The sequence below is a fragment of the Sphaerochaeta sp. UBA5836 genome, assembly GCF_002432845.1.
Classification (GTDB): domain Bacteria; phylum Spirochaetota; class Spirochaetia; order Sphaerochaetales; family Sphaerochaetaceae; genus Sphaerochaeta.
Genome location: NZ_DJGW01000083.1, coordinates 17,264 through 40,963 on the forward strand (window position 1 = coordinate 17,264; position 23,700 = coordinate 40,963).

21 protein-coding genes are annotated in these 23,700 nt (G+C 51.7%); 10 read left to right on the plus strand and 11 right to left on the minus strand.

Annotation, left to right across the window (positions count from 1 at the left end):
* The 4 genes from B3F49_RS07110 to recO form a co-directional block, all read right to left on the minus strand.
* A partial coding sequence (locus tag B3F49_RS07110; RefSeq protein ID WP_293910141.1) for an NAD(P)-dependent oxidoreductase occupies nucleotides 1-581 on the minus strand: 581 nt, incomplete at its 3' end.
* Nucleotides 582-824: 243 nt separating this feature from the next.
* Nucleotides 825-1,034, minus strand: coding sequence for a 30S ribosomal protein S21 (gene rpsU / locus B3F49_RS07115; RefSeq protein WP_293894863.1), 210 nt, complete (start codon nucleotides 1,032-1,034; stop codon nucleotides 825-827).
* A gap of 96 nt (nucleotides 1,035-1,130) precedes the next feature.
* Nucleotides 1,131-3,224: a single-stranded-DNA-specific exonuclease RecJ gene (recJ, locus tag B3F49_RS07120; RefSeq protein WP_293910143.1), complete on the minus strand. Its 2,094-nt coding sequence runs from the start codon at nucleotides 3,222-3,224 to the stop codon at nucleotides 1,131-1,133.
* A 66-nt stretch (nucleotides 3,225-3,290) separates the two neighbouring features.
* The gene (recO, locus tag B3F49_RS07125) at nucleotides 3,291-4,046 is read right to left on the minus strand and encodes a DNA repair protein RecO (protein WP_293894857.1); all 756 of its coding nucleotides are present in this window, start codon (nucleotides 4,044-4,046) and stop codon (nucleotides 3,291-3,293) included.
* An 85-nt stretch (nucleotides 4,047-4,131) separates the two neighbouring features.
* Between recO and B3F49_RS07130 the strand changes: the two genes are divergently transcribed.
* Nucleotides 4,132-5,406 carry a DUF4105 domain-containing protein gene (locus tag B3F49_RS07130; RefSeq protein WP_293910070.1) on the plus strand — a complete coding sequence of 425 codons (1,275 nt, stop codon included), beginning with the start codon at nucleotides 4,132-4,134 and terminating at the stop codon, nucleotides 5,404-5,406.
* On the opposite strand, the gene B3F49_RS07135 is transcribed toward B3F49_RS07130, so the two are convergent.
* Both B3F49_RS07135 and arcC read right to left on the minus strand, forming a co-directional pair.
* Nucleotides 5,362-5,904: a hypothetical protein gene (locus B3F49_RS07135; protein ID WP_293894851.1), complete on the minus strand. Its 543-nt coding sequence runs from the start codon at nucleotides 5,902-5,904 to the stop codon at nucleotides 5,362-5,364. The genes B3F49_RS07130 and B3F49_RS07135 overlap by 45 nt on opposite strands.
* 7 nt (nucleotides 5,905-5,911) lie before the next feature.
* The gene (gene arcC / locus B3F49_RS07140; protein ID WP_293910072.1) at nucleotides 5,912-6,856 is read right to left on the minus strand and encodes a carbamate kinase; all 945 of its coding nucleotides are present in this window, start codon (nucleotides 6,854-6,856) and stop codon (nucleotides 5,912-5,914) included.
* Nucleotides 6,857-7,333: 477 nt separating this feature from the next.
* On the opposite strand from arcC, the gene B3F49_RS07145 reads away from it, so the two are divergent.
* The 6 genes from B3F49_RS07145 (at nucleotide 7,334) to B3F49_RS07170 (ending at nucleotide 13,947) form a co-directional block, all read left to right on the plus strand.
* Nucleotides 7,334-7,975: a queuosine precursor transporter gene (locus B3F49_RS07145; RefSeq protein WP_293910074.1), complete on the plus strand. Its 642-nt coding sequence runs from the start codon at nucleotides 7,334-7,336 to the stop codon at nucleotides 7,973-7,975.
* Between the two features lie 86 nt (nucleotides 7,976-8,061).
* Nucleotides 8,062-10,533 carry an endopeptidase La gene (gene lon, locus B3F49_RS07150; RefSeq protein WP_293910076.1) on the plus strand — a complete coding sequence of 824 codons (2,472 nt, stop codon included), beginning with the start codon at nucleotides 8,062-8,064 and terminating at the stop codon, nucleotides 10,531-10,533.
* The gene (locus B3F49_RS07155; RefSeq protein ID WP_293894840.1) at nucleotides 10,523-11,779 is read left to right on the plus strand and encodes a peptidase U32 family protein; all 1,257 of its coding nucleotides are present in this window, start codon (nucleotides 10,523-10,525) and stop codon (nucleotides 11,777-11,779) included. Before lon ends, B3F49_RS07155 begins: the two co-directional genes overlap by 11 nt.
* Nucleotides 11,780-11,784: 5 nt before the next feature.
* Nucleotides 11,785-12,531 carry a hypothetical protein gene (locus B3F49_RS07160; RefSeq protein WP_293910078.1) on the plus strand — a complete coding sequence of 249 codons (747 nt, stop codon included), beginning with the start codon at nucleotides 11,785-11,787 and terminating at the stop codon, nucleotides 12,529-12,531.
* Complete coding sequence (locus tag B3F49_RS07165) at nucleotides 12,528-13,679, plus strand: glycosyltransferase (RefSeq protein ID WP_293910080.1); 1,152 nt, start codon at nucleotides 12,528-12,530, stop codon at nucleotides 13,677-13,679. The genes B3F49_RS07160 and B3F49_RS07165 overlap by 4 nt, the downstream gene beginning before the upstream one ends.
* A gap of 94 nt (nucleotides 13,680-13,773) precedes the next feature.
* The gene (locus tag B3F49_RS07170; protein ID WP_244771149.1) at nucleotides 13,774-13,947 is read left to right on the plus strand and encodes a hypothetical protein; all 174 of its coding nucleotides are present in this window, start codon (nucleotides 13,774-13,776) and stop codon (nucleotides 13,945-13,947) included.
* A 136-nt stretch (nucleotides 13,948-14,083) separates the two neighbouring features.
* Here the strand turns inward: B3F49_RS07170 and B3F49_RS07175 are convergent, their stop codons facing one another.
* The 4 genes from B3F49_RS07175 to cysS form a co-directional block, all read right to left on the minus strand.
* Entirely contained in the window at nucleotides 14,084-16,732 is a 2,649-nt protein-coding gene (locus B3F49_RS07175) for a valine--tRNA ligase (RefSeq protein ID WP_293910082.1), read from the minus strand.
* A 105-nt stretch (nucleotides 16,733-16,837) separates the two neighbouring features.
* Entirely contained in the window at nucleotides 16,838-17,374 is a 537-nt protein-coding gene (locus B3F49_RS07180; protein ID WP_293894824.1) for an anti-sigma factor family protein, read from the minus strand.
* A gap of 3 nt (nucleotides 17,375-17,377) precedes the next feature.
* Nucleotides 17,378-17,896 carry an RNA polymerase sigma factor gene (locus tag B3F49_RS07185; protein ID WP_293894821.1) on the minus strand — a complete coding sequence of 173 codons (519 nt, stop codon included), beginning with the start codon at nucleotides 17,894-17,896 and terminating at the stop codon, nucleotides 17,378-17,380.
* Nucleotides 17,897-17,923: 27 nt separating this feature from the next.
* Nucleotides 17,924-19,339, minus strand: coding sequence for a cysteine--tRNA ligase (cysS, locus tag B3F49_RS07190; protein ID WP_293910084.1), 1,416 nt, complete (start codon nucleotides 19,337-19,339; stop codon nucleotides 17,924-17,926).
* A gap of 51 nt (nucleotides 19,340-19,390) precedes the next feature.
* On the opposite strand from cysS, the gene murB reads away from it, so the two are divergent.
* Nucleotides 19,391-20,308: a UDP-N-acetylmuramate dehydrogenase gene (gene murB / locus B3F49_RS07195; protein ID WP_293894815.1), complete on the plus strand. Its 918-nt coding sequence runs from the start codon at nucleotides 19,391-19,393 to the stop codon at nucleotides 20,306-20,308.
* Here the strand turns inward: murB and B3F49_RS07200 are convergent.
* Nucleotides 20,268-21,332 (minus strand): hypothetical protein, encoded by a 1,065-nt coding sequence (locus B3F49_RS07200; protein ID WP_293894812.1) that lies wholly within the window; start codon nucleotides 21,330-21,332, stop codon nucleotides 20,268-20,270. The genes murB and B3F49_RS07200 overlap by 41 nt on opposite strands.
* 127 nt (nucleotides 21,333-21,459) lie before the next feature.
* Here B3F49_RS07200 and B3F49_RS07205 point away from each other — a divergent pair, with 127 nt between their 5' ends.
* Nucleotides 21,460-22,797: an acetate kinase gene (locus B3F49_RS07205; protein ID WP_293894809.1), complete on the plus strand. Its 1,338-nt coding sequence runs from the start codon at nucleotides 21,460-21,462 to the stop codon at nucleotides 22,795-22,797.
* 116 nt (nucleotides 22,798-22,913) lie between these two features.
* Nucleotides 22,914-23,588, plus strand: a complete 675-nt coding sequence (locus tag B3F49_RS07210; protein ID WP_293894806.1) for a response regulator transcription factor — start codon at nucleotides 22,914-22,916, stop codon at nucleotides 23,586-23,588.
* Nucleotides 23,589-23,700: the final 112 nt, after the last annotated feature.

Below are 23,700 nucleotides of genomic sequence, written 5' to 3' on the forward strand. Positions count from 1 at the left end.
GTCTCATCGGTCAAGGGAAGGTGCAACGAGATGTAATCTGCATCGGCTACCGCTTCCTCAGCAGTGGGAACCATGCGGGCCAGAGGAGAGGAAGAGACATACTTGTCATACGCCACGACAGTCATGCCGAAAGCCTTTGCACGTTCGGCAACCTTGGAAGCAATATTGCCGATGCCAAAAAGGCAGAGAGTCTTTCCGTACAGCTCGGTGCGTTTGAGGTCCTTAAGCCATTGACCGCTCTTCATGCCATTGTGGTAGGCAACCAGATTGTTCGGGGTGCTCAACATCAGGGCGAATGCAAGTTCCGCTACGGCAATCGCAGAAGATTTGGGAGTGTTGCGAACAATGATCCCCTTGCTTTCTGCATAGGCCTTGTCAATGTTGTCGATCCCGACTCCACCACGAATGATCAACTTCAGATTCGGCGCTTGGTCGATATACTCTTTGGTGCACTTGGTTTTGCTGCGCACCAGCACGACATGAGCCTCACCCAGACGGTTCTTGTCCGTAGTAACTTCGCCGAACGGCTTGAGCTTTTGTGGAAGTGAAGCATCAAAGGCATCAGAAATCAGAATTAGCATGGCGTTACTTTCCTCTCTTTGCGGTTTGCCAAGGGGCATGGACCCCTTGAACATTTGTCTGGAGTAAGTGTACACCAAAAATATGCATTTTGTCTAATTTATTTTACAAAATATGACGTATTAATAAAAATTAGGGGTAAATGTTTCCGGATAGGAAGAATTGATAGAGTGCCAGAGTAAAATTTGATGGTTGAACATCCCAAGAATGAGAAAACCGCCGGAGACCGGCGGTTGACCTATCCATTATAAGCCTTTTGAGCCATGGAGCTTGCGCACCTTCTTCATCTGCTTGCGAGCAAGAGCTTTCTTCTTCCTGTTAAGGATGGTGGAGGGCTTTTCAAAGTACTCCCGCTTTTTCCATTCGCGGATGATGCCTTCTTTCTCAACCATGCGCTTAAAACGCTTGATCGACTTTTCAAGAGGTTCATTGTCGTCTACTTTTACGTATGCCATATATTAATTAATCACCCCCCTTCCCGATTACTGGGTTCATTTTCACCTGCATTAGAGTGCCCGAAACAAGGGCTCTGTGTCAAGTACACACGCTCTTCATGCTGTAGGCTTTAGGTCAATTATTGTTATCTGCAAGGATTCCTGATTCCTGAAGTAGTTTCTTCCCAACCTGAAGACGATATCCACAGCCGTTCCCACATCGAAATCCTTGCCGATACGGTCGGCGGCACTCCAGTAGAGCGCCGGCCATTTGTACTGGCCGAAGGCAAGGGTCATCTTCACATGTTGCACCGAGCCGTTCTTGTTATTCATGACTTGGATGTTTTCAATGACTGCTCCTTCCATCAGCAACACCAAAGGTGGGTTCTTCTCTCCGTACGGCTCGAAAAACTCAACCACCTTGATGATATCGGGAGTCATATAGGCTTCAGGCAGCGTGCAGTCGATGGTGACCTCCTCCACCTCTTCAGGCAGGCAGTCCATGGTATCGATCTCATCCATGACTCTCTGCTTGAAAACCTTAAGCTGAGAGACATCCATGGAAAAACCGCCTGCACAGGCATGTCCGCCGTAATCAAGAAATAAATCACTGAATCTGCTGAGAAATTCACGGGCATTGAACGAGTCCGGGCTTCGCATGGAGGCGCTGACCCGCTCCTCCCCGACCGTCGCCAGTACAATGGCGGGAGCGTTGAACTGCTTGAGCAGGCGGCTTGCCATCACTCCGGTTATACCGCGCGAGAGCGTTGAATCCTCAACCACCACCAGCTTGGATCCGCTAGCTTCGAAGCTCTCCTTAGCCATCGAAAGCAATCGAGTCCAAGCGTCCTCCCCGAGCTTCTGACGCTCCTTGTTGAGCCGCAGCAGTTGGCCGGCCAGCTCTTCGGCTTGGCCTGGATCGGTGCTGAGCATCATCTCCAATGCAACCGACGGCTTTCCCATCCTTCCCGAGGCATTGATCACCGGGCTGATCTGCCAGGAGATATCACTGGTTGAAAGCTGTTTGCCAAGCAGGTTCTGCATGGAGAACAGCGGCAGCAAGGACTCTCTCCGGCCTTGCGTCAGCACCTTCAGTCCCCGTTTGACGAGGATGCGGTTCTCATCCTCCATCGGCATCAGGTCGGCAACGGTCCCGATGGCGACCAAGTCTAGAATCGACTCATAGTCGCTGTCCAAGCTGGGATACCGCTTCATACAGTAGGCAATAAACAAGGTATAGAGCACCTGCAGTTCATCACGTCCGAACGAAGAGTATTTGATGGCCCTGCTCAGATTGGAGAGGGCGAACAAGCCCTTGTTCTTCATCACCGGCATCACAGCTTCCATCTGAGGCCGCATTTCCACCAGATGCACATCCACCTTCTTGCCGAAAGCCTGCTTGAGCTGGACAAGTTCGGCTTGGGCATCGAGCACCAGGATGGGAAGGCCGCAGGAGAGGAAGGAGAGAACCTTGCTCTGCGACACAGAGATCAGGCCTGGATTGACCTCCTCGATCACCCGGTCGATGACCAGGAGGTTCTGAATGCGCATCGCCTGAATGATGATCGTGTCGTGTCCGGGTTGGGCATGCAGCAGAAGGCACTCCTCACGATAGAAATCCGTCTGGCTGAAACGCAATGCCCAAATCACCTTGGCTACGACACCACAACCGGCCAGATGCTCGAAGGGGTATCCGGAACCAGGCATTTTGGGATCGATGATGGCCAAGGCAGGCGGCAAGGTATTACCGCTGATGTGATGATCAAGGACGATCGTATCGATGCCGAGGCTGTGGGCATGGGCAATCTCCGCAAAATTGGAAATGCCGCAATCAACGGTGATCATCAACGTGACCTTGTCTTCATGAGCCTTGTCAACGCCAGAGAGAGTCATGCCATACGGATCGTCACCTTCGGGCAGCTGATAGGAAACATCCAGACCCATGCTCCTCAGTTCCTGGACCAACAATGCAGTGCTGGTAATACCATCCACATCGCGATCTCCGATGACGCACACCTTCTCCCCTTCTGCAACCGCTTCATTGATGCGGTCGACCACCTCTTCCATGTCATCGAAGAGGAAGGGGTTGTGCAAATAGGTAAGCTCCTGCTCCAAAAAAAACTTTACTTGTTCGCTGGATGTCTGACCTCTTCTTGCCAGAATGGAGGCACTCAGTACATCCAGTCCGTACTGCTCATGCAAGCGTCGCATCTCCTGCGCGCTGACGGGTAACTTTTTCCAAACCATGTATATACAACCTTTCTTTTATTTTTCCAATCATAGATCCACCGCTGTTTGCAGGATGCCCGCAGACAAGGTTTTCAGCGCTCCGCCGGCAATGATCTGAGCATACCTGAGCAGGTAGTTCTTGATACGGCTGGCGGCAGTCGGACTGAGCGGTACCTGCACACTCTCCTCATACCCCATGGGGGAGGTAACCACGAGATAGCGGCGGGCACCCGGGGGCAGCAACATATTCGACTCCAGGGAAGCACATCGGCTGCAGCAGGGACAAGAGAGCGAGGATGAGAAAGAAATCACCTCTTGCGGTCCATATTCCCGCTCACAAATAGGGCAACTGGTCAAATCGGTGCGCAGACCAAGCAGATCAGTCAACCGATGGATGAACTGGATGAGAATCCGGTCAGTGTACAAGGGAAGCCCTGAAAGCAAGTCCAAAGCGGTACTGAGCAGTTGATACTCCTCCGCACTCTCCCCACCGTTGGTCCTGAGCAGCAATTCGCAGAAAAAGAGGGCGCTGTAGGTGCTAACCAAATCTTTTCGAATATCGTCGTGGGTGGCAATGATTTGGGCATCCTTGAGCGTGTAATCCTTCTTTACCGGATTATAATACAGGAAAAACTGTCCATCGGAGAATACCTCGGCCTTTACCGATTTCAAGGATTTTCGAGCTCCATAGCTGACAACATCGATGATTCCGAAGTCCACACTCAACAACTTCAGTCGTCGATTCAGCTGACCGTACCGCTGACTGTGCAAAACAATAGCCAAAGACGATACGTTGCGCTCCATGGGCCCTCCACCAACTAGAGTAGAAGGAAGAGGGCAAAAAATCAACTGGTTGGAAGTAATGCATCTCTGTGCTATGCTGACTGCAATGAAACGGACATTCCTCAGCCTTTGGCTGCTGTTTTGCATGGTGGCGCTGCCGGCCTACAGTATACATCCCCGGCAGGTGGAGCAGCCCTTTGACAGCACAAAGGAACTTTCCAAGATAGATTTTTCGCAAAGTCTGGCCGCCAATCAAGAAGAATGGGTCGACAATACCTCGGTGTCCCTCTTGACAGTAGGACCGGGCGACCCGTTGTATGCCTGGTTCGGCCACTCCGCCTTGATTGTCAAGCAGCCATCCGGTACCAAGATCATGTATGACTGGGGGATATTCGATTACGAACAGGAACATTTTTATCTGAATTTCGCCCGCGGCCGGATGTATTACTACGTTGTGGCCAGTGAAGCCGCCTGGCGTATCCAAGAGGCGATAGACGAAGTCCGCGACGTCCGCCTGGTAGAGCTCAATCTCAGCAGAGAAGCAAAATTCGCCCTTATCAATTTCCTGCAGAAACATATAACAAACGAATACAGCACCTATCTCTATCATTTTTATTATGACAACTGTGCGACCAGAATCAGGGATATCATCGACTTTGCAACCTTGGGGGCTTTCCGTGAATGGGCGGAACAGGAACCGGGACAGGGCAGTTATCGCCAGTTGACCGCACAGTACATGATCCACAGCCCGGCCCTCTTCTGGGTGCTCGACACCCTGCAAAGCAGAATCATCGATACCCGGCTCAACCGGTATGAAGAGTTGTTCCTGCCTGAAAAACTTCATCAGGCGGTACTGGATTTCTCCTACCCCGACGGAACAAGACTGGCCGCCGAGGAGCAGGTGCTTCAGGATACCGCTGCAATGGATGTGCGCTTCACCGTCAAGGAGGAGCTGGTCGACTACGACTGGGCCTACGCGCTCTTCGGCTTCGTTTTCGCACTGCTGCTTTTCATCCTCGGACGCAAACTCCCATCCCTCAAGCGAATCCTGCTGGGGCTTGTCTTCCTTGGTCTTGGAGTGCTTGGATCGCTATTGCTCTTCATGATGCTCTTCTCCGACATGGACATGACCTACTTCAATGAGAACATCCTCTTTCTGAATCCCCTGCTTTTTGTCGTTGCTTTCAAGTTTTTGGTCCAAAAAAAGCAGAGCTCCAGGCTTTTGGCCTATTGCTCTGTCATCATGATTGTCCTGCTCGGCCTCAAGTTTCTGGCACCCGCCTTCGCCCTGCAGGACAACCTGCGGACCATGGCTGTCCTGCTTCCCGTCTATCTGCTAGGGTCGTCCTTTCAGGGCCGCCGAAACCGTAAAGATCGGTAGGTCCTCCATCTCCAGGCGATTGGCAACCAACACAGCCGGAAAGGCATGCTTCTGCCGATTGAAGTACTCGGCTTTTGCATGATAAGAGAGCAACGCCTCGGCTAAAAGCAGCTCCTCTTCATACATTTTCTCAAAATACGGCGCATAGGTACGATAGGCTGCATCGGCAAAGAGTTCTTTCTGCAACAAGGCGAGAACGGTATCCATTGCCAGATAGGTTTCACTTATCTCGCTTGCCGTACGAGCCTGTTCGGCAAGGGCTATCAAGCCTGCAAGCTCTGCTGCATGGCCCTTCTGCTCAAGCATTGCACAGAGCGTAGTCGCATAATCCTGGCGGAGAGCAAGATGCGACTCAACGTTCTTCAGCTCGGCAAGCGCCTGCTTCTCGTATCGTCCAAGACGGTTGACGTTGCTCCGGTCTATTGCAACCACTGCAAATATAATCAGAACCACAACCACCGCAATGCTGATCACTGCACTGCGGAGGTTGGGAAACATGGGTTGCCTAGCGGACAATCTTCGTACCTTTTCCTTCGTAGAGAGCTCCGTACAAGTTGGCGGGATCGGTGATCAAGCCTTCATTGCCGGTGGAGCGAACAAAATCGACGATGGCCTGGACTTTCGGCAACATGCTGCCGGGTGCGAAGTGCCCTTCTGCAATATACCGCTCGGCTTCCTCTATCGTAATGGTATCCAAGGTCTTCTGGTTGGGTTTTCCGTAATTCAGACAGACTTTCTCCACCGCTGTGGAAATTACGAACAAGTCGGCATTCAACTGCTTTGCCATCAGGGCGGCTGCAAGATCCTTGTCGATGACCGCTTCCCTGCCGCTGAGCATTCCCTGCTCATCGCGCACCACCGGGATTCCACCACCACCGCCTGCGATCACGATGACCTTGTTGTCAAGCAGTATCCTGATCGTTTCAATCTCGACGATGGCCTTCGGCTTGGGGCTGGCTACAACCCTGCGATAGCCACGACCGGCATCCTCGACGCACACCCAACCATCATGTTGGCTGTGGTAGTCGGCATCATCCTTGGTCATGAAGGACCCGATCGGCTTGGTCGGCTTGCCGAAGGAGGGATCGTTGTCGCTCACCTCCACCTGGGTCACCACCGTTGCAACCTCGTCTTTCAAGCCTATTTTGGCAAACTCATTCTTCAGGGCCATCTGCAGTTGATAGCCGATGGCTCCCTGGGTATCGGCAACACAGCTGTCCAAGGGGACTGAATGCAGGATGGAGCGGGCGAACTCCGCCCTGAGAAGGATGAAGCCCACCTGGGGTCCGTTGCCATGGGTGATGACCACCCTGTGTCCTGCCTGGACCAATTTTGCGATATGTGCCGCCGTCTTCCGTGCAGCCTCGTATTGGGCTTCAACGGTTACATGTTTTGGGTCCTCGATCAGAGAGTTCCCGCCGATGGCTATTACAATAAGTTTGCTATCCATAAAGATTCCTTCCTTGTGTTCAGAGACGATTCATCCGTATCTGCATCATAGCACGACTGCAACAAAATGCAACATATTTCCCTGTGCTCTTTCCGGGAAAATTGGTTGAAATTTATCCAGATCCAAAAGCAGCTCGCAGAGAATGGGAGATGCTTTACCTTTTTCTCTACCCTGAAATATGCTTACTATACGTTTTTTGATTTATACCCCATTTTATTGTTCAATTTTCATATTTATTTGATATAATAAAAAAGGCTCTTCATGCAACCTTTGAGAATTTCAAGGTGGCGGTCACCGGTTTCCTGATGGCAGACGAGGTAAGGTATTTCGAGTATCCTTAAGCCCGAAATGCTCTACGAGAGACTGATCAGCTTCTTCCATGCATCTTCCTATTCGAGACAGTGGAAAACTGAGAAAATTGCTTCCTATTTGACCCTCTGAATGCTTTTTGCTACACTTGCGCCAAGTGAGGACAGCATGGATAAGGTGACAACAGGAATGAATAAAAAAGAGCTCTTTCTCTTCGCTCTTTACATAACAGGCATGGTATTGGTCAACACAGTCGGCAGCAAGATCATCAGCCTGTTCGGTGTACGAGTTTCTGTCGGTATTTTCTTCATGCCGGTGCTCTTTTTGATCACAGACATAGTCGGCGAGGTGAAAGGACACGACCATGCGACCTTGTTCGTCAACTACTCCATCATCATGTTGGTCATCCTTTTCATCTCCACAGCGCTGTTCGTACAAGTCGCGCCGCATCCAAGCTGGGATTTGCAGGACGAGTACAGGCAGATATTCGGAATGAGCATGCGGATGAGCCTTGCCTCGCTGATAAGCTTTTCCATCAGCCAAACAATCGATGTAAATATCTTTTTGCTATTCAAGAAAATGAGCAACGGAAAGCTGCTTTGGCTGAGAAACAACCTCAGCACCATCACCAGCCAATTCATCGACACCGTAATTTTCATGTTTATTGCATTTTATCGGACAACACCAAAATTCACCGCTGCGTTTGTCTTCAGCCTGATCATCCCCTACTGGCTTTTCAAGGTTGCATTCGCCCTTCTGGATACCCCGTTCTGCTACCTTGGGGTTACGTGGCTGTCCAAAGAGAAGTAGGCACTTTCCTTTAGGAGAAAGTTTGATTACCTTTAGTTCGGGCGCATGGATTATGTGCCCGAATGTATTTGTCATATGGAGGCGCTATGTCTGAACAGGAACTGATGCCAATCGAGCAACTGCTTCCCAATAATTTGTTTATTCTCCCAGTAACCGGAAACCCTGTGTTTCCCGGACTGTTTACCCCGTTGATGATCACCGATAACCAGGATGTGGAAATCGTCAACCAGGCCATCAAGCATGGTGGTTTTCTGGGCTTGCTCCTCGTCAAGGAGGAGAATGAGAGTGAAGAATACTCCCATGAGAATCTGTATACTGTGGGAACCGTTGCCAAGATTGTCAAGAAAATCAAGCTCCCCGACGGGGGCATCAGCATATTCATCTCGACGCTGAAGCGCTTTGAGACCAAGCAGTACTATCCCAGCGGGCCTTACCTTGTGGCCGAGGTGCAATACCTCGAGGACATCGAGGATGAGCCGGAGGAGCTGCGGGCATGGACCAGGCTTCTGCTTTCCGAAATGAAAATGCTCACCAAAAACAACCAAATCTTCAGTGAGGAGATGCGGCTGAACATGGTCAACATCGATCATCCAGGCAAGCTTGCCGATTTCATCGCAAGCATCCTGAATGTCGAACGCAAACAACAGCAGGACATCCTGGAAACGCTGGTGGTGCGCAGGCGCATCGAGAAAGTGCTTGTATTCATCAAGAACGAGCAGAACATCGCCCAAGTGCAGGCAAAAATCCAGGCAAGGGTGAACCAGAAGATCGAGAAGAACCAGCGCGAGTACTTCTTGCGCGAGGAGCTTAAATCCATCCAACAGGAGCTCGGTCTGTCAACCAACCCCAAGATTGAGTTGATCAACCGGCTCAAGGCCAAGTTCAAGGGTCTTCCGCTTTCAGCTGAAGCCCAGGAGACCGTCGACCGCGAGATGAGCCGCCTGGAGGCGATGGATCCGTCCAGTCCTGAGTACTCCATCAGCCGCACCTACTTGGAGATCATCAGCGATCTTCCTTGGAAGGAGCCGAAGCCGGAGAACTTCAGCATCGACAGCGCCCGAAAGATTCTTGAGCGGGACCATTACGGGATGAAGGACGTCAAGGACCGAATTCTCGAATTTTTGGCCGTGCGCAAGAAAAAGCAGGACACCAAGGGTTCCATCATCTGCTTGGTCGGCCCTCCCGGAGTCGGAAAGACCAGTGTCGGCATCTCCATCGCCCACGCATTGAAGAAGCAGTACTTCCGCTTCTCGGTCGGCGGCATGAATGACGAGAGTGAGATCAAGGGCCACAGAAGGACGTATATCGGGGCGATGCCCGGAAAGATCATACAGGGCTTGAGAATCACCAAGACAAAGAATCCGGTGTTCCTCATCGATGAGATCGACAAGATGGGGGTCTCCTATCAGGGCGACCCTGCAAGTGCTTTGCTTGAGGTTCTCGACCCCGAACAGAACTCATCCTTCCGCGACACCTATCTGGATATCCCCTTCGATGTGAGCGAGGTGCTGTTTATCTGTACGGCAAATACACTGGATTCCATCCCCAGGCCTTTGCTGGATCGAATGGAGATCATTCAGCTCTCGGGGTACACCAGTGACGAGAAGCTTGCCATCGGCAGGAAGTACCTGGTCCCCAAATCGATGGAAAAGCATGGCCTGACCAAGAATGAAATCAAGTATACCCCGGCAATCCTGAGAAAAATTGCCGATGAGTATGCCAGGGAGGCAGGAGTGAGAAACTTCGAGAAATCCCTGCACAAGATCAACCGCAAGGTCGCCCTCTCCTTGGTCGAAAACAAGATGGAATCCCTGCCTGTGGTCATCGACGAGAAGCTGCTTCTCGAGTATCTCGGCCAGCCGATCTTTGTCGAGGATGAGATCTTGAAAGCCGACCGGCCCGGTATGGCCATCGGTCTTGCATGGACCAGCATGGGTGGCGATACCTTGATCATCGAAGCGCAGAACACTCCCGGCAAGGGTGAGATCAAACTCACCGGTCAGCTTGGGGATGTAATGCAGGAGTCGGCAAGCATCGCCTATACCTACATCAAGGCGCATGCAACCGAACATAAGATCGACCCGAGTTGGTTTGAGCACAACGCCATCCACCTTCACGTGCCTGAAGGGGCGACCCCGAAGGACGGACCTTCCGCAGGGGTGACCATGGCCGTTGCCCTCTACAGCTTGGTCACCGGCCAAGTCATGGCCCCCAACCTGGCCATGACGGGGGAACTGACCCTCAAGGGAAAGGTCATGCCCATCGGCGGCTTGAAGGAGAAGGTGCTTGCAGCAAGAAGGAACAAGATCGAAGCAATCATCATTCCCCAATTCAACAAGCGCGATCTGGACAAGCTTGACGAGGGGCTGAAAAAAGGCATCACCTTCCATTTGGTGGGTTCGGTCGAAGAGGTGCTTGCAATCGCCTTCCCTGACGATGCGAAACGACCGGCGATGCAGCCCGTCGCGGCAACCGCCCCTCAGCCGAACACAAGCGAAATCGCCGCCATCAGTGCTGCGGTCGCACAAGCGGTCAGGGAGGCGTTGGGTGGGCGTTGAGCTGCTCAGTCCGGCAGGCAATCTTGAGAAGCTGCGTCTCGCCTTCGCTTATGGCGCGGACGCAGCATATCTCGGCCTTTCAGATTTTTCTCTTCGTTCCAATGCGAAGAATTTCACGACAGACGATCTTGAGCAGGTGAGAGCACTCAAAGCCGGAAGCGGCAAACGTCTCTACTGCACATTGAATATGCTCTTTGACGAGGCAAACCTTGCCTTGCTCAAGGAGCAATTGCCAGTGATCAAGACTTGGCCGTTCGATGCCTTCATCATCAGCGATATCGGTCTTGTTCCCCTGCTGCAGGATGCACTTGGACCATCGGTGGAGCTGCATCTCTCGACCCAGGCAAGCTGCACCAACTCCAGCAGTGCTTCGATGTACCAAAAGATGGGATTCAGACGAGTCATCCTGGGTAGGGAGACTCCACTGGAGGATATCAGACGCATCAAGGACGCCAATCCAGATTTAGAGCTTGAGGTATTTGTCCACGGGGCGATGTGCATGGCCTATTCGGGTCGCTGCCTGCTTTCCAGCCACTTGACCGGCCGCAGCGCCAACCAAGGTGATTGCAGCCATACCTGCCGATGGAACTATCAACTGCTCCAAAGCGGGGAGTTGGCTTTGGAGGAAGAACAGCGAAAGGGTGTGTACTACCCGGTGATCGAGCAGGATGGATACACCACCATTCTCTCATCCAAGGACCTGTGCATGATCGATCATCTGCAGCAGTTGGTCGACTGTGGCGTTGATTCCTTGAAGATCGAGGGCCGGATGAAAAGCAGTTACTATGTGGCAGTAGTTACGAGAGCCTATCGAAAAGCCCTCGACGCCCTTCAAACCGGCGATGAAAATTGGAAGACGTTCCGTCAGGACCTCTTCGACATAAGCCACAGGGAGTACTCCACCGGCTTCTTCTTCGGTCATGGGCCGGTCGACCCCGCCATGGGGCAAGGAATCGACAAGAGCACCGAACAGGGATACCTCAGGGACTACCTTTTCTGCGGTTTCATCGGCACGCAGGTCGAACCGGGGATATTCGCCCTCGAATTGAAGAATCAAATCCGCAAGGGGATGACCATCGAATACATCTCAAGCGATGTCCATCACATTGAAGACGATTGCTTTTGTTTGCTGGATGAGCATTTGCAGCCAATCGAACAAGCCGACCACGGCAAGGTACAGTATCTGAAAACAGACAAATCGATACAGACAGGCTATATCATCCGCCGGGAAACTGTGGTTAAATAGCACATATGAAACGAATCCTCCTTTCATTGGCTATGAGTCTTTGCATGCTCAGCACCCTTGCAAGTGCCGCCTTGGTGGATGATTTTTCCTTTCTCAAGGAAATACCAGCCTTTGTGCAGTATGTCCAAGTGGTGAGGGATGCCGGTGATTGCGACAAAGCAGAGGAGCTGCGGGTGAAGCTGCAGAAGACAGGACTTGAAGAGGAGCAACAGATTGTGCTCGATATTCGTACGGCCACCCTGCTTGCCCGCCTGTATACGGAAGGAGAACCAAAAGACCCAAGTCGTTCCCTTGAACTGCTCAAGGAAGCGGAACAGGAACTGGAGGGACTGGAGGAAGATTCATTTTTCAAGCTTATCCTTGAAGCCGAAATCGATTCCATCCACTATCTCCTCAACCCGAGAAGTCTGGGAAAGGGCATCAGCAGCAACTCCAAGATCAACAAGGCGTACAAGCATTACCCCGACCAGGTGTATGCGCGTCTGATGAAGGCCAGCAGTCTGCTCTACGCACCCTCGATTGCCGGAGGGGATGTGAACAAGGCACTGCAGATATATTTGGAGCTCCTTCGTGAAGGGTTGCCGATTCTCTCCCGATGGGATACGGCCAGCCTGTACAGCAATATCGGTGTGGCAAGCATGAAGCGAAACGAGTGGAGTACTGCAAAGGGATACTTGGATGCAGCAAAAGCTCTGTATCGTTTCGACCCCACCCTCGATGCATATTTGAAAGAGGTGCAAGACAAGTTATGAATCTGCTGGTCTCGACCATCATCCTGATCGTGGGCATCTGGTCGTTTTTTCTTTACACAAGCAACCGACGATACTTCGATCGGATAACCAAGCATTGGGAGGCCTTTGAGTCCGAGGACTTGGTCACTGTTGCCATTCCCGCCCGCAATGAGGAATTGCATATCGAAGAATGCGTTCGATCCTTGCAGCATCAGAAACATCAGAATCTGGAAATTTTAGTCTTGGACGACAACTCCACCGATGCTACCGCTTCCTTGGTCCTCGAGCTGCAGAAGCAGGACAGCCGCATCCGTCTCATTACAGGAAAACCCCTTGAGAATGGATGGACGGGCAAGCTTTTTGCGATGCAACAGTTGTACGAAGCCGGCAAAGGTTCATACATTCTCTTCACTGATGCCGATACTCGCCATACTCCTGATTCGATTTCCTACGGCCTCTTTCTGCTTGCTTCACAGAAAGGGGAGATGATCAGCGGATATCCCAAGCAGATCACCCGATCCCTGGCCCTGGAAGTGCTGGTCAGTGTCATGCTTTTCAATCCCGCACTCTTCGTTCCTTTCCGTCTCCAAGCTTCCTTGCAGTGGCCGCTTTTTTCCATGGCCATCGGGCAGTACCTGATGATCAAGCGGGAAGCACTCATCTCCTTGGGAGGATTTATACCGATAAAAGGCCAGATCTGCGACGATGTCGCCCTTGCTCGCTTATGCGCAAAAAAAGGACACAAGCAACTCTTCGCGCCGATGCAGACAGCCCTGCAGTGCGAAATGTTCACGACCTTCTCCCAAGGTTGGAAAAGCTTGGAACGGTCCATCATCGGAGTGGTCAAGCAAGGCCTGCTGGGCTTCCTCTTGATTCTCCTCATTGTATTGGTCCTGCTCCTGCTCAGCTTTGCTCCGATTCTGAGCGTGGTTTTTGGGGTTCTGGCTTTTTCAAACCAAAGCTATATGCTTCCCTGTATTTTCTCACTGGCCGGCAGTTTGCTCTTGTTCACCACCTGGAAACGATGTGCAACATACTTCGGATTCTCGCCGCAATCGGGCCGGTTCGGGCCGTTGACCATCCTGCTGGTGGTGCTCATGTACCTCAATGGCCTGATTCTTCGTCTGAGTGGACGGGGTTTTCTGTGGAAAGGACGCGTTATCACATAAATAACCTTAAATTAACGTGTTATATGCAGGTTTTTCCCTTGCACAGCCAAAAAAGCGTGATAGAATTAGATAACCTAGACACATGGAGGAATCAATGACCATTCACGAACAGATTGTCATGCAGTATGAAACGTACCTCGCAGAGAACCAAAAGTTCACTGAGAAAGGAGTAAAGGTCTCGGCAGCACGAGCCAGAAAGGCTTTGGCAGAAATCGCAAAACTTTGCAAAGATCGCAGAAAAGAGATTCAGGAAGAAAAAGGCGAATAACAATCGCTTGAGTATGGCGTCCTTTGCTGGACGCCATTTCTTTGGCCTCCCGGTGCTCGAAAACCTTTTTGCAACCATACCACGTCTCATCCTGCCTCGTGTGATGAGGCGGGATGACGAAGGAGCACCGAATGCATTACAGGAACGTTTTAAGCAATGTCAGGTGCTTTTCACCCTTCTCAATTTTTTCTTCGAACTCGGCCTTCTTGCCTTGTTCCTTCTCTATGGCCTCAGCTTTCGCATTGGAAATGAACTTCTCGTTTGAGAGTTTGGCGAGAACACCTTCCAGGCTCTTGCGGCTCTTCTCGATGTCGGCTTCCAGCTTGGCGACCTCTTTCTCTACATCGATGGCCTCACGAACGAAGACGAACATCTCATAGCCGGTACCGGCAACGGGAACCGCCTTGGCGGTGTCTGCACTCTCATCCACTTCAAGCGAAGAAGCTCCTACAAAGCCGGCCATCAGGCTCTTTTGTTCCTCAAAGAAGGAAGCTGCAAAGAATGACGGGTCGCACTTGACCACCACGCGGATTTTTCGTTCGACAGGAATGCCCAAGTCGGAACGCAATGCCCTCAGGGATGTAACCGCTTCCTGCAGTCTTGCCACCTTCATTGCATCCTCATCATGAATCCGGTCATTGCGGTAAGCGGGATACGAGCTGGTGATCAGCGGACCTTCCACGTTTGGCAGCTTTTGGTAGATCTCCTCACTGATGAAGGAAGCAAAGGGATGCATCAGGCGCATCGACTCGGCGAGAAGGTCCAGAAGCAGGGCCACCTGCCGCTCCTTGAGCCCTGAATCCTCGCTGTACAAACCTTGTTTGGCGCTTTCGATATACCAGTCGCAAAAATCGTTCCAGAAGAAATCATACACAGCCTGGGCGCCATCACTGAACTTATAGCTCTCGAGCGCCAACTTCACCTTCCGCGCTGCCTCATTGAGCTGGTGGTAGATCCACTTGTCCATGGTTGACAAATCAACCGAGGAAACATCGATAGCATCCACACCCTCCAGGTTCATCAGAAGGAACCGGGCGGCATTCCATACCTTGTTTGCAAAACGGGAACCAAGTTTGAAGGAGTCCATATCGATGAGGATGTCCTGACCCTGGGTGGCCATGTAGCAGAGGGTGAACTTCATCGCATCAGCGCCGTACTGCTGTACAACATCCAAGGGGTCGATTCCGTTTCCCAGGCTCTTGCTCATCTTTCTTCCCTGCTTGTCACGAACCAAACCGGTAATGTAGATATCGCGGAACGGGACGTCCCCCATCAGCTCCAAGGAAGCCATGATCATTCGGGAAACCCAGAAGAAGATGATATCGTAGGCGGTGACCAACGTGGTGGTTGGGAAATACGTGGCAAGATCTGCTGTCTTTTGCGGCCATCCCAACGTACTGAACGGCCACAACCATGAACTGAACCAGGTATCGAGAACATCCGTTTCCTGCACAAGATCGGTACTATGGCACTTCGGACACTCGGAGGGATCCTGTCTGGCTACGATGATTTCGTTGCACTGCCGGCACTCCCACACAGGAATTCGGTGCCCCCACCACAGCTGACGGCTGATGCACCAGTCATGGATGTTTTCCAGCCAATGGCTGTAGGTATTCTCCCAACGCTTCGGATAGAAGACAATTTTCTCATCCTTCCAAGCCTTGAGGGCCTTGTCGGCCATACCTTTCATGCTGACAAACCATTGATTGGACAGATACGGCTCAATAACGGTATTGCAACGGTAGCAATGACCTACATCGTGGTTGTGTTCCACTTCCTTGATCAGGAACCCCTGTTCCTTCAAGTCTTGTACAACCAGTGACCGGGCCTCAATGGCATTGATGTTTCGGTATTTTTCCGGGCAGTTCTCATTGAGCGTCCCATCGGCATTCAGTACATTCACTTTTTCAAGGTTGTGGCGCTTGCCGCACTGCCAGTCGTTGGGATCGTGAGCCGGAGTAATCTTCACCATGCCGGTGCCGAACGTCATATCAACGAAACTGTCGGCAATGATGGGGATTTTTCGGCCGGTCAAGGGAAGGTCCACCAGCTTGCCCACCAAGTGGGTATATCGTTCATCCTCGGGATTGACGGCAACGGCAACGTCGCCGAACATCGTCTCGGGTCTGGTTGTGGCAACGGTGATGAACCCGCTTCCATCACTGTAGGGATACCGCACATCGTACAGGAAGGCATGCACCGGCTGGTATTCAACTTCATCATCGGCAAGTGCGGTTCCGCACTTCGGGCAATAGTTCACCAGATACTCGCCCTTGTAGATGAGTCCGCGCTCATACAGGGTGACAAAGCTTTCCCGTACCGCTTGGCTGAGGCCTTCATCCATGGTGAATCTTTCATGCTCCCAGTCGCAACTGCAGCCGATTTTCTGCAGTTGTTCCTTGATGATGCTGTGATGCTTCTCTTTCACCTGCCAGGTACGTTCAAGGAACCGGTCCCGTCCGAGGTCCTGTCTTCGAAGGCCTTCCTTGGCAAGCTGGCGTTCCACCACGTTCTGGGTGGCGATCCCTGCATGGTCGGTTCCGGGCACCCACAGGGTGGGCCTGCCGGTCATGCGGTAGTACCGGGTGAGGATGTCCTGCAGGGAGTTGTTCAGGGCATGACCCATATGCAGGATTCCGGTGACGTTGGGAGGAGGCATTACAATGGTGAATGGAGTCTGCTGCCCTGCTACCGGCTTGAACAAACCCTCTTGGGTCCATGCTTGATAAATTCGATCCTCAAACGTTTTTGGATCATAGGCTTTGGCCAATTCAATTGCCTTCACAAACTGCCTCCTACTCGGAAAAAGAGTCTGTTCATAGTAGCAAAATAGGGAAGGCTCTACAAGTGAATGTAGAGCCTTCGACATGAGAGCGAGAGGATTTATCTCTTATTCGAGAGGAGTCACCGCCTTCAATTCCAACTTGACTGCATACCCCATGGCGTCAAGATGCTGAACGATCTGCTCCAGACTGAACATATCGAGAGAAGGTTTCTGAACATCGGTCACCTGCCGAATGTGAGCACTGTTAATGGGCTCGACAACCCCAGGAAGGATTTCCTGTCCCATCTGGGGTTGTGTGCCGAACAACATGAACGCACCGATGAATACCACCACGAACGCAGCTGCGCTGGTGATCAAAGCTGGAACCAGCTTGATTTGAATTTTTTTGCGAAAAATGTGCATCTTCTTGTTTGCGGAGGGAAACCGCGTCTTCTCAAAGTACGCGTATACCCGATCCTGGCGAGCCTTGATGTCAGAGTCACGCAACCTTGCATCATACAAAGTCTGATGCAATGAGCGAAGTTGCTCCAAACGTTGGCGACAGGCGTTGCAATAGGAAAGATGCTCCTGGACCTGGGTCTTCCAAGGTTCCTGCAGCTCATCGTCAAGATAGGTATTCAACAGTTCGTCGTCCACACACATACACTACTCCTGGCTGAGAATCGACTCGAGCATTTTACGTGCCCGATAGACTCGTACCTTCACATTACTTTCAGAAATATGGAGCACACTCGCGATTTGCTTGTAATCCATGTCGGTATACTCTTTCATCACAATGACAAGCCTGAACTTCTCAGGAAGCTGGTCTATGGCCTCCTGTACGAGTTTGCGGGTCTCCTTATCCTCCAACACCTGGGCACCGTCGGAAGTGTTGGCATGCATGGCAGGAACCTTTTTCAGCTTCTCCACCATCCCCATCTCCCGGGCTTTCCGTTTCACTTGGTTGATGGCAAGGTTTTTCGACACCCTGATCAGCCAATACTTGGCATCATCAAGGGTGGCAAACTCCATCCCCTTGTCAAAGAACCTGATGAAAGCTTCCTGGCAAATCTCTTCAGCAAGGTCCTGATTGTTGGTGACGTGATAGACCACGCGCATCAATATCGGGAAAACCTCTTCATAAACTCGCTTGAACGCTCGCTCATCGTTGCTCTGTATTTCCATAACGTTAACAACTCACCAGTAACCAAGTTACATCTTTTTTTCCAAAGAGCTTCCCGAAGGTGTATCTTTGACAACATAGCCCATCGCATCCAATTCTGAACGCAGAGAATCCGCTAGAGCCCAGTCCTTCACCTTCTTCGCCTCAATTCGCTGTTGCAGCAGCGCCATCGCTTCAGGTGGAAAGGTTTGCTCCTCAGCCTTGGTGATGGTGTCGAACCTCAAGCCAAACACTTGGTCGAAGTACAGGCAGAGTGTGTATTTTTCATCGATTGAGAGACCTTCATCCTTCAGCACGCCCCACAGGTCGGCCAGGGAGCGGGGAGTATTCAGGTCATTTTGGACATGCTCAAGAAATGCCGATTGGTAGGCCAAGGCCTCACTTCGTTGCAACGCAATCTTTTTTGCACCCTGATTCAAAAGATTCTGAATTCGGTCATATACGTTGCGGCGGGCCGTGCGAGCGGTTTCCAACGACTCAAAGCTGAACTTCAGCTGACTGCGATAGTGCCCGCCCAGGCAGAAATACCGGTAATCCATCGAATCGAAGCCCTTGCTCTCAAGCAGGCCCAAGGTGAGGAATTCACCTTTGCTCTTGCTCATCTTGCCTGTCTCATCAAGCAAGAACTCACCATGCAGCCAGTATTTGACCCAAGGCTTGCCGGTGGCCGCCTCGCTTTGCGCGATTTCATTGGTATGGTGCACCGGAATGGCATCGATGCCGCCGCAATGAATGTCGAACGACTCACCCAAATAGTGCATGCTCATTGCAGAGCACTCGATGTGCCAACCGGGAAAGCCCCTGCCCCAAGGAGAGTCCCACATCATCGCCTGCTCTCCGTGTTTGCTCTTGGTGAACCAAAGAACGAAGTCCTTGCTGTTCTTCTTGTTCCCATCCACCTCGACATCGTCACGTACTGCAGTCCTCAAGGCTTGTAGGTCAAGGCGGGCAAGCTTTCCGTAATCATCTATGGAGTCGATGCTGAAGTAGACATTTCCCCCACTGATATAGGTGTGCCCTCTCTCTTCAAGCCGCTTGATCAATGCAATCATCTGCTCTATATGATCGGTGGCTTTGCAGACCGTGGACGGCCGGATCATATTCAGTTCATCATAATCCTTGAAAAACGCCTCGGTGTAGTAGGATGCGATTTCCCATACCGTCCGGTTGGTCTTGCTTGCCATCTTTTCAAGCTTGTCTTCCCCGTCGTCCCCATCACCGGTCAAATGACCGACGTCGGTGATGTTCATCACATGATTCACCTTGAAACCCGAAATGAGGAGGGTGCGCTTTAACAGGTCTTCAAACAAATATGTCCGCAAATTTCCGATATGTGCATAGTTGTATACAGTCGGGCCGCAGGTATAGAGTCCTACATCAGACTCCTTGATGGGCTGGAATGGTTCCAGCTGACGGCTCATCGTATTGTAGAGAAGGACAGACATGCAGAGCTCCTTTAGGTTGCCCACCCCGAAAAAAGGGGGTAAGATGACTCCATGCATACCAATGTACGCAATAGCGATGAAAAAATCAACCTTGACCACCTGCTCATCGAGCAGGTTGAACTGGCTGGGCTCAGCGGCATCCATACCGGCGGCAAGGCCGACTTGGCAGCTTACCCTTCTGATTTTGATGAGTTGCGCCTCCTCCTCGACTATGCGCAAACGCACAAACTGCCGATCACCATTCTCGGCAGCGCCACCAACTGCCTGATAAGCGACGACGGCATCGAAGGGCTGACGATCTTCACATGCCACCTCAGGCGAAGGCATGTCCAAGGTGAGATGTTCTGTGTCCGCAGCGGCCTTTTGCTCGACCGTGCGATTGACTACGCCCTCGAGGATGGTTTGGGCGGGCTGGAACTGCTTGGAGGACTTCCTGGGACGGTGGGGGGAGCCATTGCCGGCAACAGCGGAGCACATGGCATGCATATCTCGGATCTGCTGTACTATGTCGATTACCTGACAATGGACGGGAAGATGCATCGAAAACAGATTCACCGTGACGATTTCACCTACCGCAACACCCCGTTCTCGAACCGAAAAGACATCATCATCTATGAAGCTGGTTTCAGGCTCACCCCGATTACCCAGACAAGTGAAGCCCGCAAGCGCAAGGATGAGGTGAAAGCAAAGCGAAAACTGAATGGCCAGTACGACCACCCCAGCATAGGATGTATTTTCAAGAATCCCGAAGCCCTGCATGCAGGACAGCTGATCGATGAGTGCGGCTTGAAGGGATACTCCATCGGGGGGGCGAAAGTGTCTCTGCGTCACGCCAATTTCATCATCAATCCCAACAAGCATGCCACTAGCAGCGATGTGAAAGCACTCATCGAGCATATCAGACAGCACGTGTTTGAGAAGACTCATGTCATGCTCGAGGAGGAGATTCATTATGTTGGTCGGTGGTGATATGGAAGGAATAGGAGATTGTCAGGCCTTTTTGCGGGTGGAAGCGAAGGGAGACCGAGCCGTTGCTTCGTTGGAATACAAACACTGCAGAGATTTTTGAAGACTGGAAGGACAGCCTTGCCATCTTGTCTTCCATCAGCAGCTTTGGCGGGGAATCGGAGGAGAACACCACGCCGGTTTGCAGCTTGGAACCTGCATACAGCACCTGCAGCTCCATCTCCCGGCTCCTTGCACTCAGTGCATCAACCAAAAATTCTTGTTGGTACTCTACTGACAGGCCCTTATACGCAAAGCGTGTCTCAAGAACAGTCTGCATCGTCTGGGAGTGCCCGCCATGGATGGGGGGAAGGCCAAGGGTGGAGCTGTAGCTGTGATGCAGGCTGAAGCCCTTCTTTTGAACATGAATGCCGGCCTCCAGGTTCCGCACAAAAAAAGGGCTGTTGCTGCTGCTCTGAAAACTGACGGGCCCCACTCTGATGCCCGCCGTCGTTGAGATTGCAAGACTACGGAACTCCCCCCATACACCCTCAACACTCCAAAAGGCCTGATCTGAATCAAACCGGTATCGGACGATCAGGTTTCGCCCAAGGAGGTGATTGTCCCACGCCAAGGCCAAATCCTCAGCATGCACATCGTTCGGTCCCAGCTGATAGAGGGCTGAAAAAGAGCCTGCCTGGACCTCGATTGCGGTCTGCTCTCCCCCACCGCGCAGCAGTGATACCGAATAGGCCGGTTGTTGAAAGGAAAGGCTTCGCCAGGACTGTGCCGGCAGGAAGGTGTACAGGCCAATGTATCGGCTGTCGGTGTAGGAAAAATATGGGGATGAGAGCTTGTTCACCTTCGCCTGCATCTGCATCCTTTTGAGATTGATGTTGGATTCAACGTCAAGTTGAAACGCCTTTTGTGCATAGGTATACCTACCTTTGTAATATCCGGTGTCGGGATGGAACGTCAGATTGAGTGTCGATTGCCCCACAAGATCGGCAAAGGGCAAAAGAAACAGACAGAGCAGAGCTACCTTCATGATAGGAAAAGAACTAGTACTTCCTGTTTTGCTTCAGGTTGATTATTCTGCGTAATAGTGATTTAATGACTTGGAACCAATCAACATTCCAATTATCGGTAAACCATATGAACTATAGGAGTCTTTCATGGTAATTCTGACCCTGAATTGTGGCAGCTCATCTGCCAAGTACCAAGTCTACGACTGGGCGAACAAGGATATTCTTGCTGTAGGAGTCGTAGAGCGAATCGGACTGGAGTATTCCACCATTGAGCATAAAGCCAACGGCAAGGAGGAGTACCACGCAGAATTCTCTTCCCCCACCCACAAGGAAGCCATCGAGTTGATCATCCGCATGCTGATGGATGATGAGTATGGCGTCATCAAGGACCTCAAGGAAATCGGTGCAGTCGGTCACAGGGTCCTGCATGGAGGCGAGGTATTCAAGAAGTCCGCACTGGTAACGGATGAGGTCATCGAGCAGTTGAAGAAGGTCGTTCCCCTCGGCCCGTTGCACATGCCTGCCAATATCATGGGTATCGAGGCAGCCCGAAAGGCCATGCCCGATGTTCCCCAGGCCATCGTCCTCGACACCGCCTGGCACCAGACCATGCCCGATGAAGCCTTCATGTATGCAGTTCCGTACGAATGGTACACCAAGTACAATGTACGGCGCTACGGCTTCCATGGAACCAGCCATCTCTATTGTGCAAAGCGTGCCGCAGTTGTGTTGGGCAAGGAAAACAAGGATACCAATGTCATCATCTGCCACATCGGCAACGGCGCATCAGTCTGTGCTGTGAAGAATGGCATCTGTATCGACACCTCCATGGGTCTCACCCCGCTTGAGGGCCTGGTGATGGGTTCTCGCAGCGGCGACATCGATCCGGCCATCATCCCCTACATGATGGACAACACCGGCATGAGCGCCAAGGAGATGGATACCACCCTCAACAAGAAGAGCGGCTTGATCGGTCTGTGCGGCAAGAGCGACCGACGCGATGTGCTGAAGGCCAGCCAGGAAGGAGACCTTCGTGCGAAACTTGCCATCGATATGGAGTGCAGAAGGCTGAAGAAATACATCGGCGGCTATGCCACCCTGCTTGACGGCAAGCTCGATGCCATCGTATTCACCGCCGGTGTGGGGGAAATGGCCCGCCACATCCGCCTTGGAGCCTGCAAAGGACTCGAAGCCATCGGGGCCAAGCTCGATGAACACAAGAACGAAGTATGTTTCAGCAGAAATGGTGAGTTTGTGATCAGCACCGATGACTCTCCGGTCAAGATTCTGGTGATCCCCACCGATGAAGAGCTGGTCATGACCGAAGATGCCTATGCATTGATGAACGGAACCTACGATGTACATACCAACTTCCATTATACCTTTGAAGAGAAGGACTATGTGAACAAGGGTCGTGAACGGGATTTGAAGAAGAACATTGAGAAGAATCCCGAGTTGGCCACAATCCTGGCCATCCCGCGCTGAAATACCTCATCGGAACAGGACGCCTTCGGGCGTCCTGATTCATAAGGTGTGAATAATCTATGAAAAAACCACATCCACCCTTGCATTCATAAAGGATTGTGTACTACGGTTTGATCATGAATACGATTCTGGTAGTTGAAGACGACATCGACATTCGAGAATTGGAACGCTATACCTTGGCCAGCAACGGATATGCCGTACTCCAGGCGGAACACGGCAAACAAGCTTTGGAAGTTCTCTCATCGCAAAGCGTCGATTTGATCATCCTCGACATCATGATGCCGGTCATGGATGGGCTTACGCTCATCAAGACGCTTCGATACGGTTTGAACAACACAACACCCATCATTGTGGTATCGGCAAAGGGAGAGGAGAGCGACATCATCACCGCCTTGGAACTGGGAGCCGATGACTACCTGACAAAACCTTTCAGCATGAATGTGCTTACCAGCAAAATCCGGGCTGTCTTAAGACGCTCGGAACAGCTTCAGAGCCCTCAAGTGGTACATCATGCAGGCCTGGTCATGGATCAGGGTCGGCATGTGTGCCTGGTGGACAACCAAGAAATCGACCTTACGGCAACTGAATTCTCATTGCTCTATCTGTTGGCCGGCAATGCCGAACAGGTTTTCACCCGCAACCAGATGATCACCCGGATCAAGGGAAGCGACTACCCTGTCACCGACCGATCCATCGATGTCCAGGTTGCCACCATCAGAAAAAAACTCGGAGCGTACGGCAGCAGGATCAAGACCGTTTGGGGTATCGGATACACCTATAAGGAAAGTTGACTCATTTCAGATTTTCAAGCTCCCTGTACACTCTTGCAAGAAAACCAGTGTCCTCTTCTGCAAACGGTGAAGCTTCCGGCTCCTTTTCCCTGACAGCCCCGATGACAGGATC

Bases quoted from the DNA above. Each gene is read 5' to 3' on its own strand.
- rpsU (WP_293894863.1), bottom strand. From the start codon at position 1,034: ATGGCATACGTAAAAGTAGACGACAATGAACCTCTTGAAAAGTCGATC.
- recJ (WP_293910143.1), bottom strand. From the start codon at position 3,224: ATGCGACGCTTGCATGAGCAGTACGGACTGGATGTACTGAGTGCCTCC.
- recO (WP_293894857.1), bottom strand. From the start codon at position 4,046: ATGGAGCGCAACGTATCGTCTTTGGCTATTGTTTTGCACAGTCAGCGG.
- B3F49_RS07130 (WP_293910070.1), top strand. From the start codon at position 4,132: ATGAAACGGACATTCCTCAGCCTTTGGCTGCTGTTTTGCATGGTGGCG.
- B3F49_RS07135 (WP_293894851.1), bottom strand. From the start codon at position 5,904: ATGTTTCCCAACCTCCGCAGTGCAGTGATCAGCATTGCGGTGGTTGTG.
- arcC (WP_293910072.1), bottom strand. From the start codon at position 6,856: ATGGATAGCAAACTTATTGTAATAGCCATCGGCGGGAACTCTCTGATC.
- B3F49_RS07145 (WP_293910074.1), top strand. From the start codon at position 7,334: ATGGATAAGGTGACAACAGGAATGAATAAAAAAGAGCTCTTTCTCTTC.
- lon (WP_293910076.1), top strand. From the start codon at position 8,062: ATGTCTGAACAGGAACTGATGCCAATCGAGCAACTGCTTCCCAATAAT.
- B3F49_RS07160 (WP_293910078.1), top strand. From the start codon at position 11,785: ATGAAACGAATCCTCCTTTCATTGGCTATGAGTCTTTGCATGCTCAGC.
- B3F49_RS07165 (WP_293910080.1), top strand. From the start codon at position 12,528: ATGAATCTGCTGGTCTCGACCATCATCCTGATCGTGGGCATCTGGTCG.
- B3F49_RS07170 (WP_244771149.1), top strand. From the start codon at position 13,774: ATGACCATTCACGAACAGATTGTCATGCAGTATGAAACGTACCTCGCA.
- B3F49_RS07180 (WP_293894824.1), bottom strand. From the start codon at position 17,374: ATGTGTGTGGACGACGAACTGTTGAATACCTATCTTGACGATGAGCTG.
- B3F49_RS07185 (WP_293894821.1), bottom strand. From the start codon at position 17,896: ATGGAAATACAGAGCAACGATGAGCGAGCGTTCAAGCGAGTTTATGAA.
- cysS (WP_293910084.1), bottom strand. From the start codon at position 19,339: ATGTCTGTCCTTCTCTACAATACGATGAGCCGTCAGCTGGAACCATTC.
- murB (WP_293894815.1), top strand. From the start codon at position 19,391: ATGCATACCAATGTACGCAATAGCGATGAAAAAATCAACCTTGACCAC.
- B3F49_RS07200 (WP_293894812.1), bottom strand. From the start codon at position 21,332: ATGAAGGTAGCTCTGCTCTGTCTGTTTCTTTTGCCCTTTGCCGATCTT.
- B3F49_RS07205 (WP_293894809.1), top strand. From the start codon at position 21,460: ATGGTAATTCTGACCCTGAATTGTGGCAGCTCATCTGCCAAGTACCAA.
- B3F49_RS07210 (WP_293894806.1), top strand. From the start codon at position 22,914: ATGAATACGATTCTGGTAGTTGAAGACGACATCGACATTCGAGAATTG.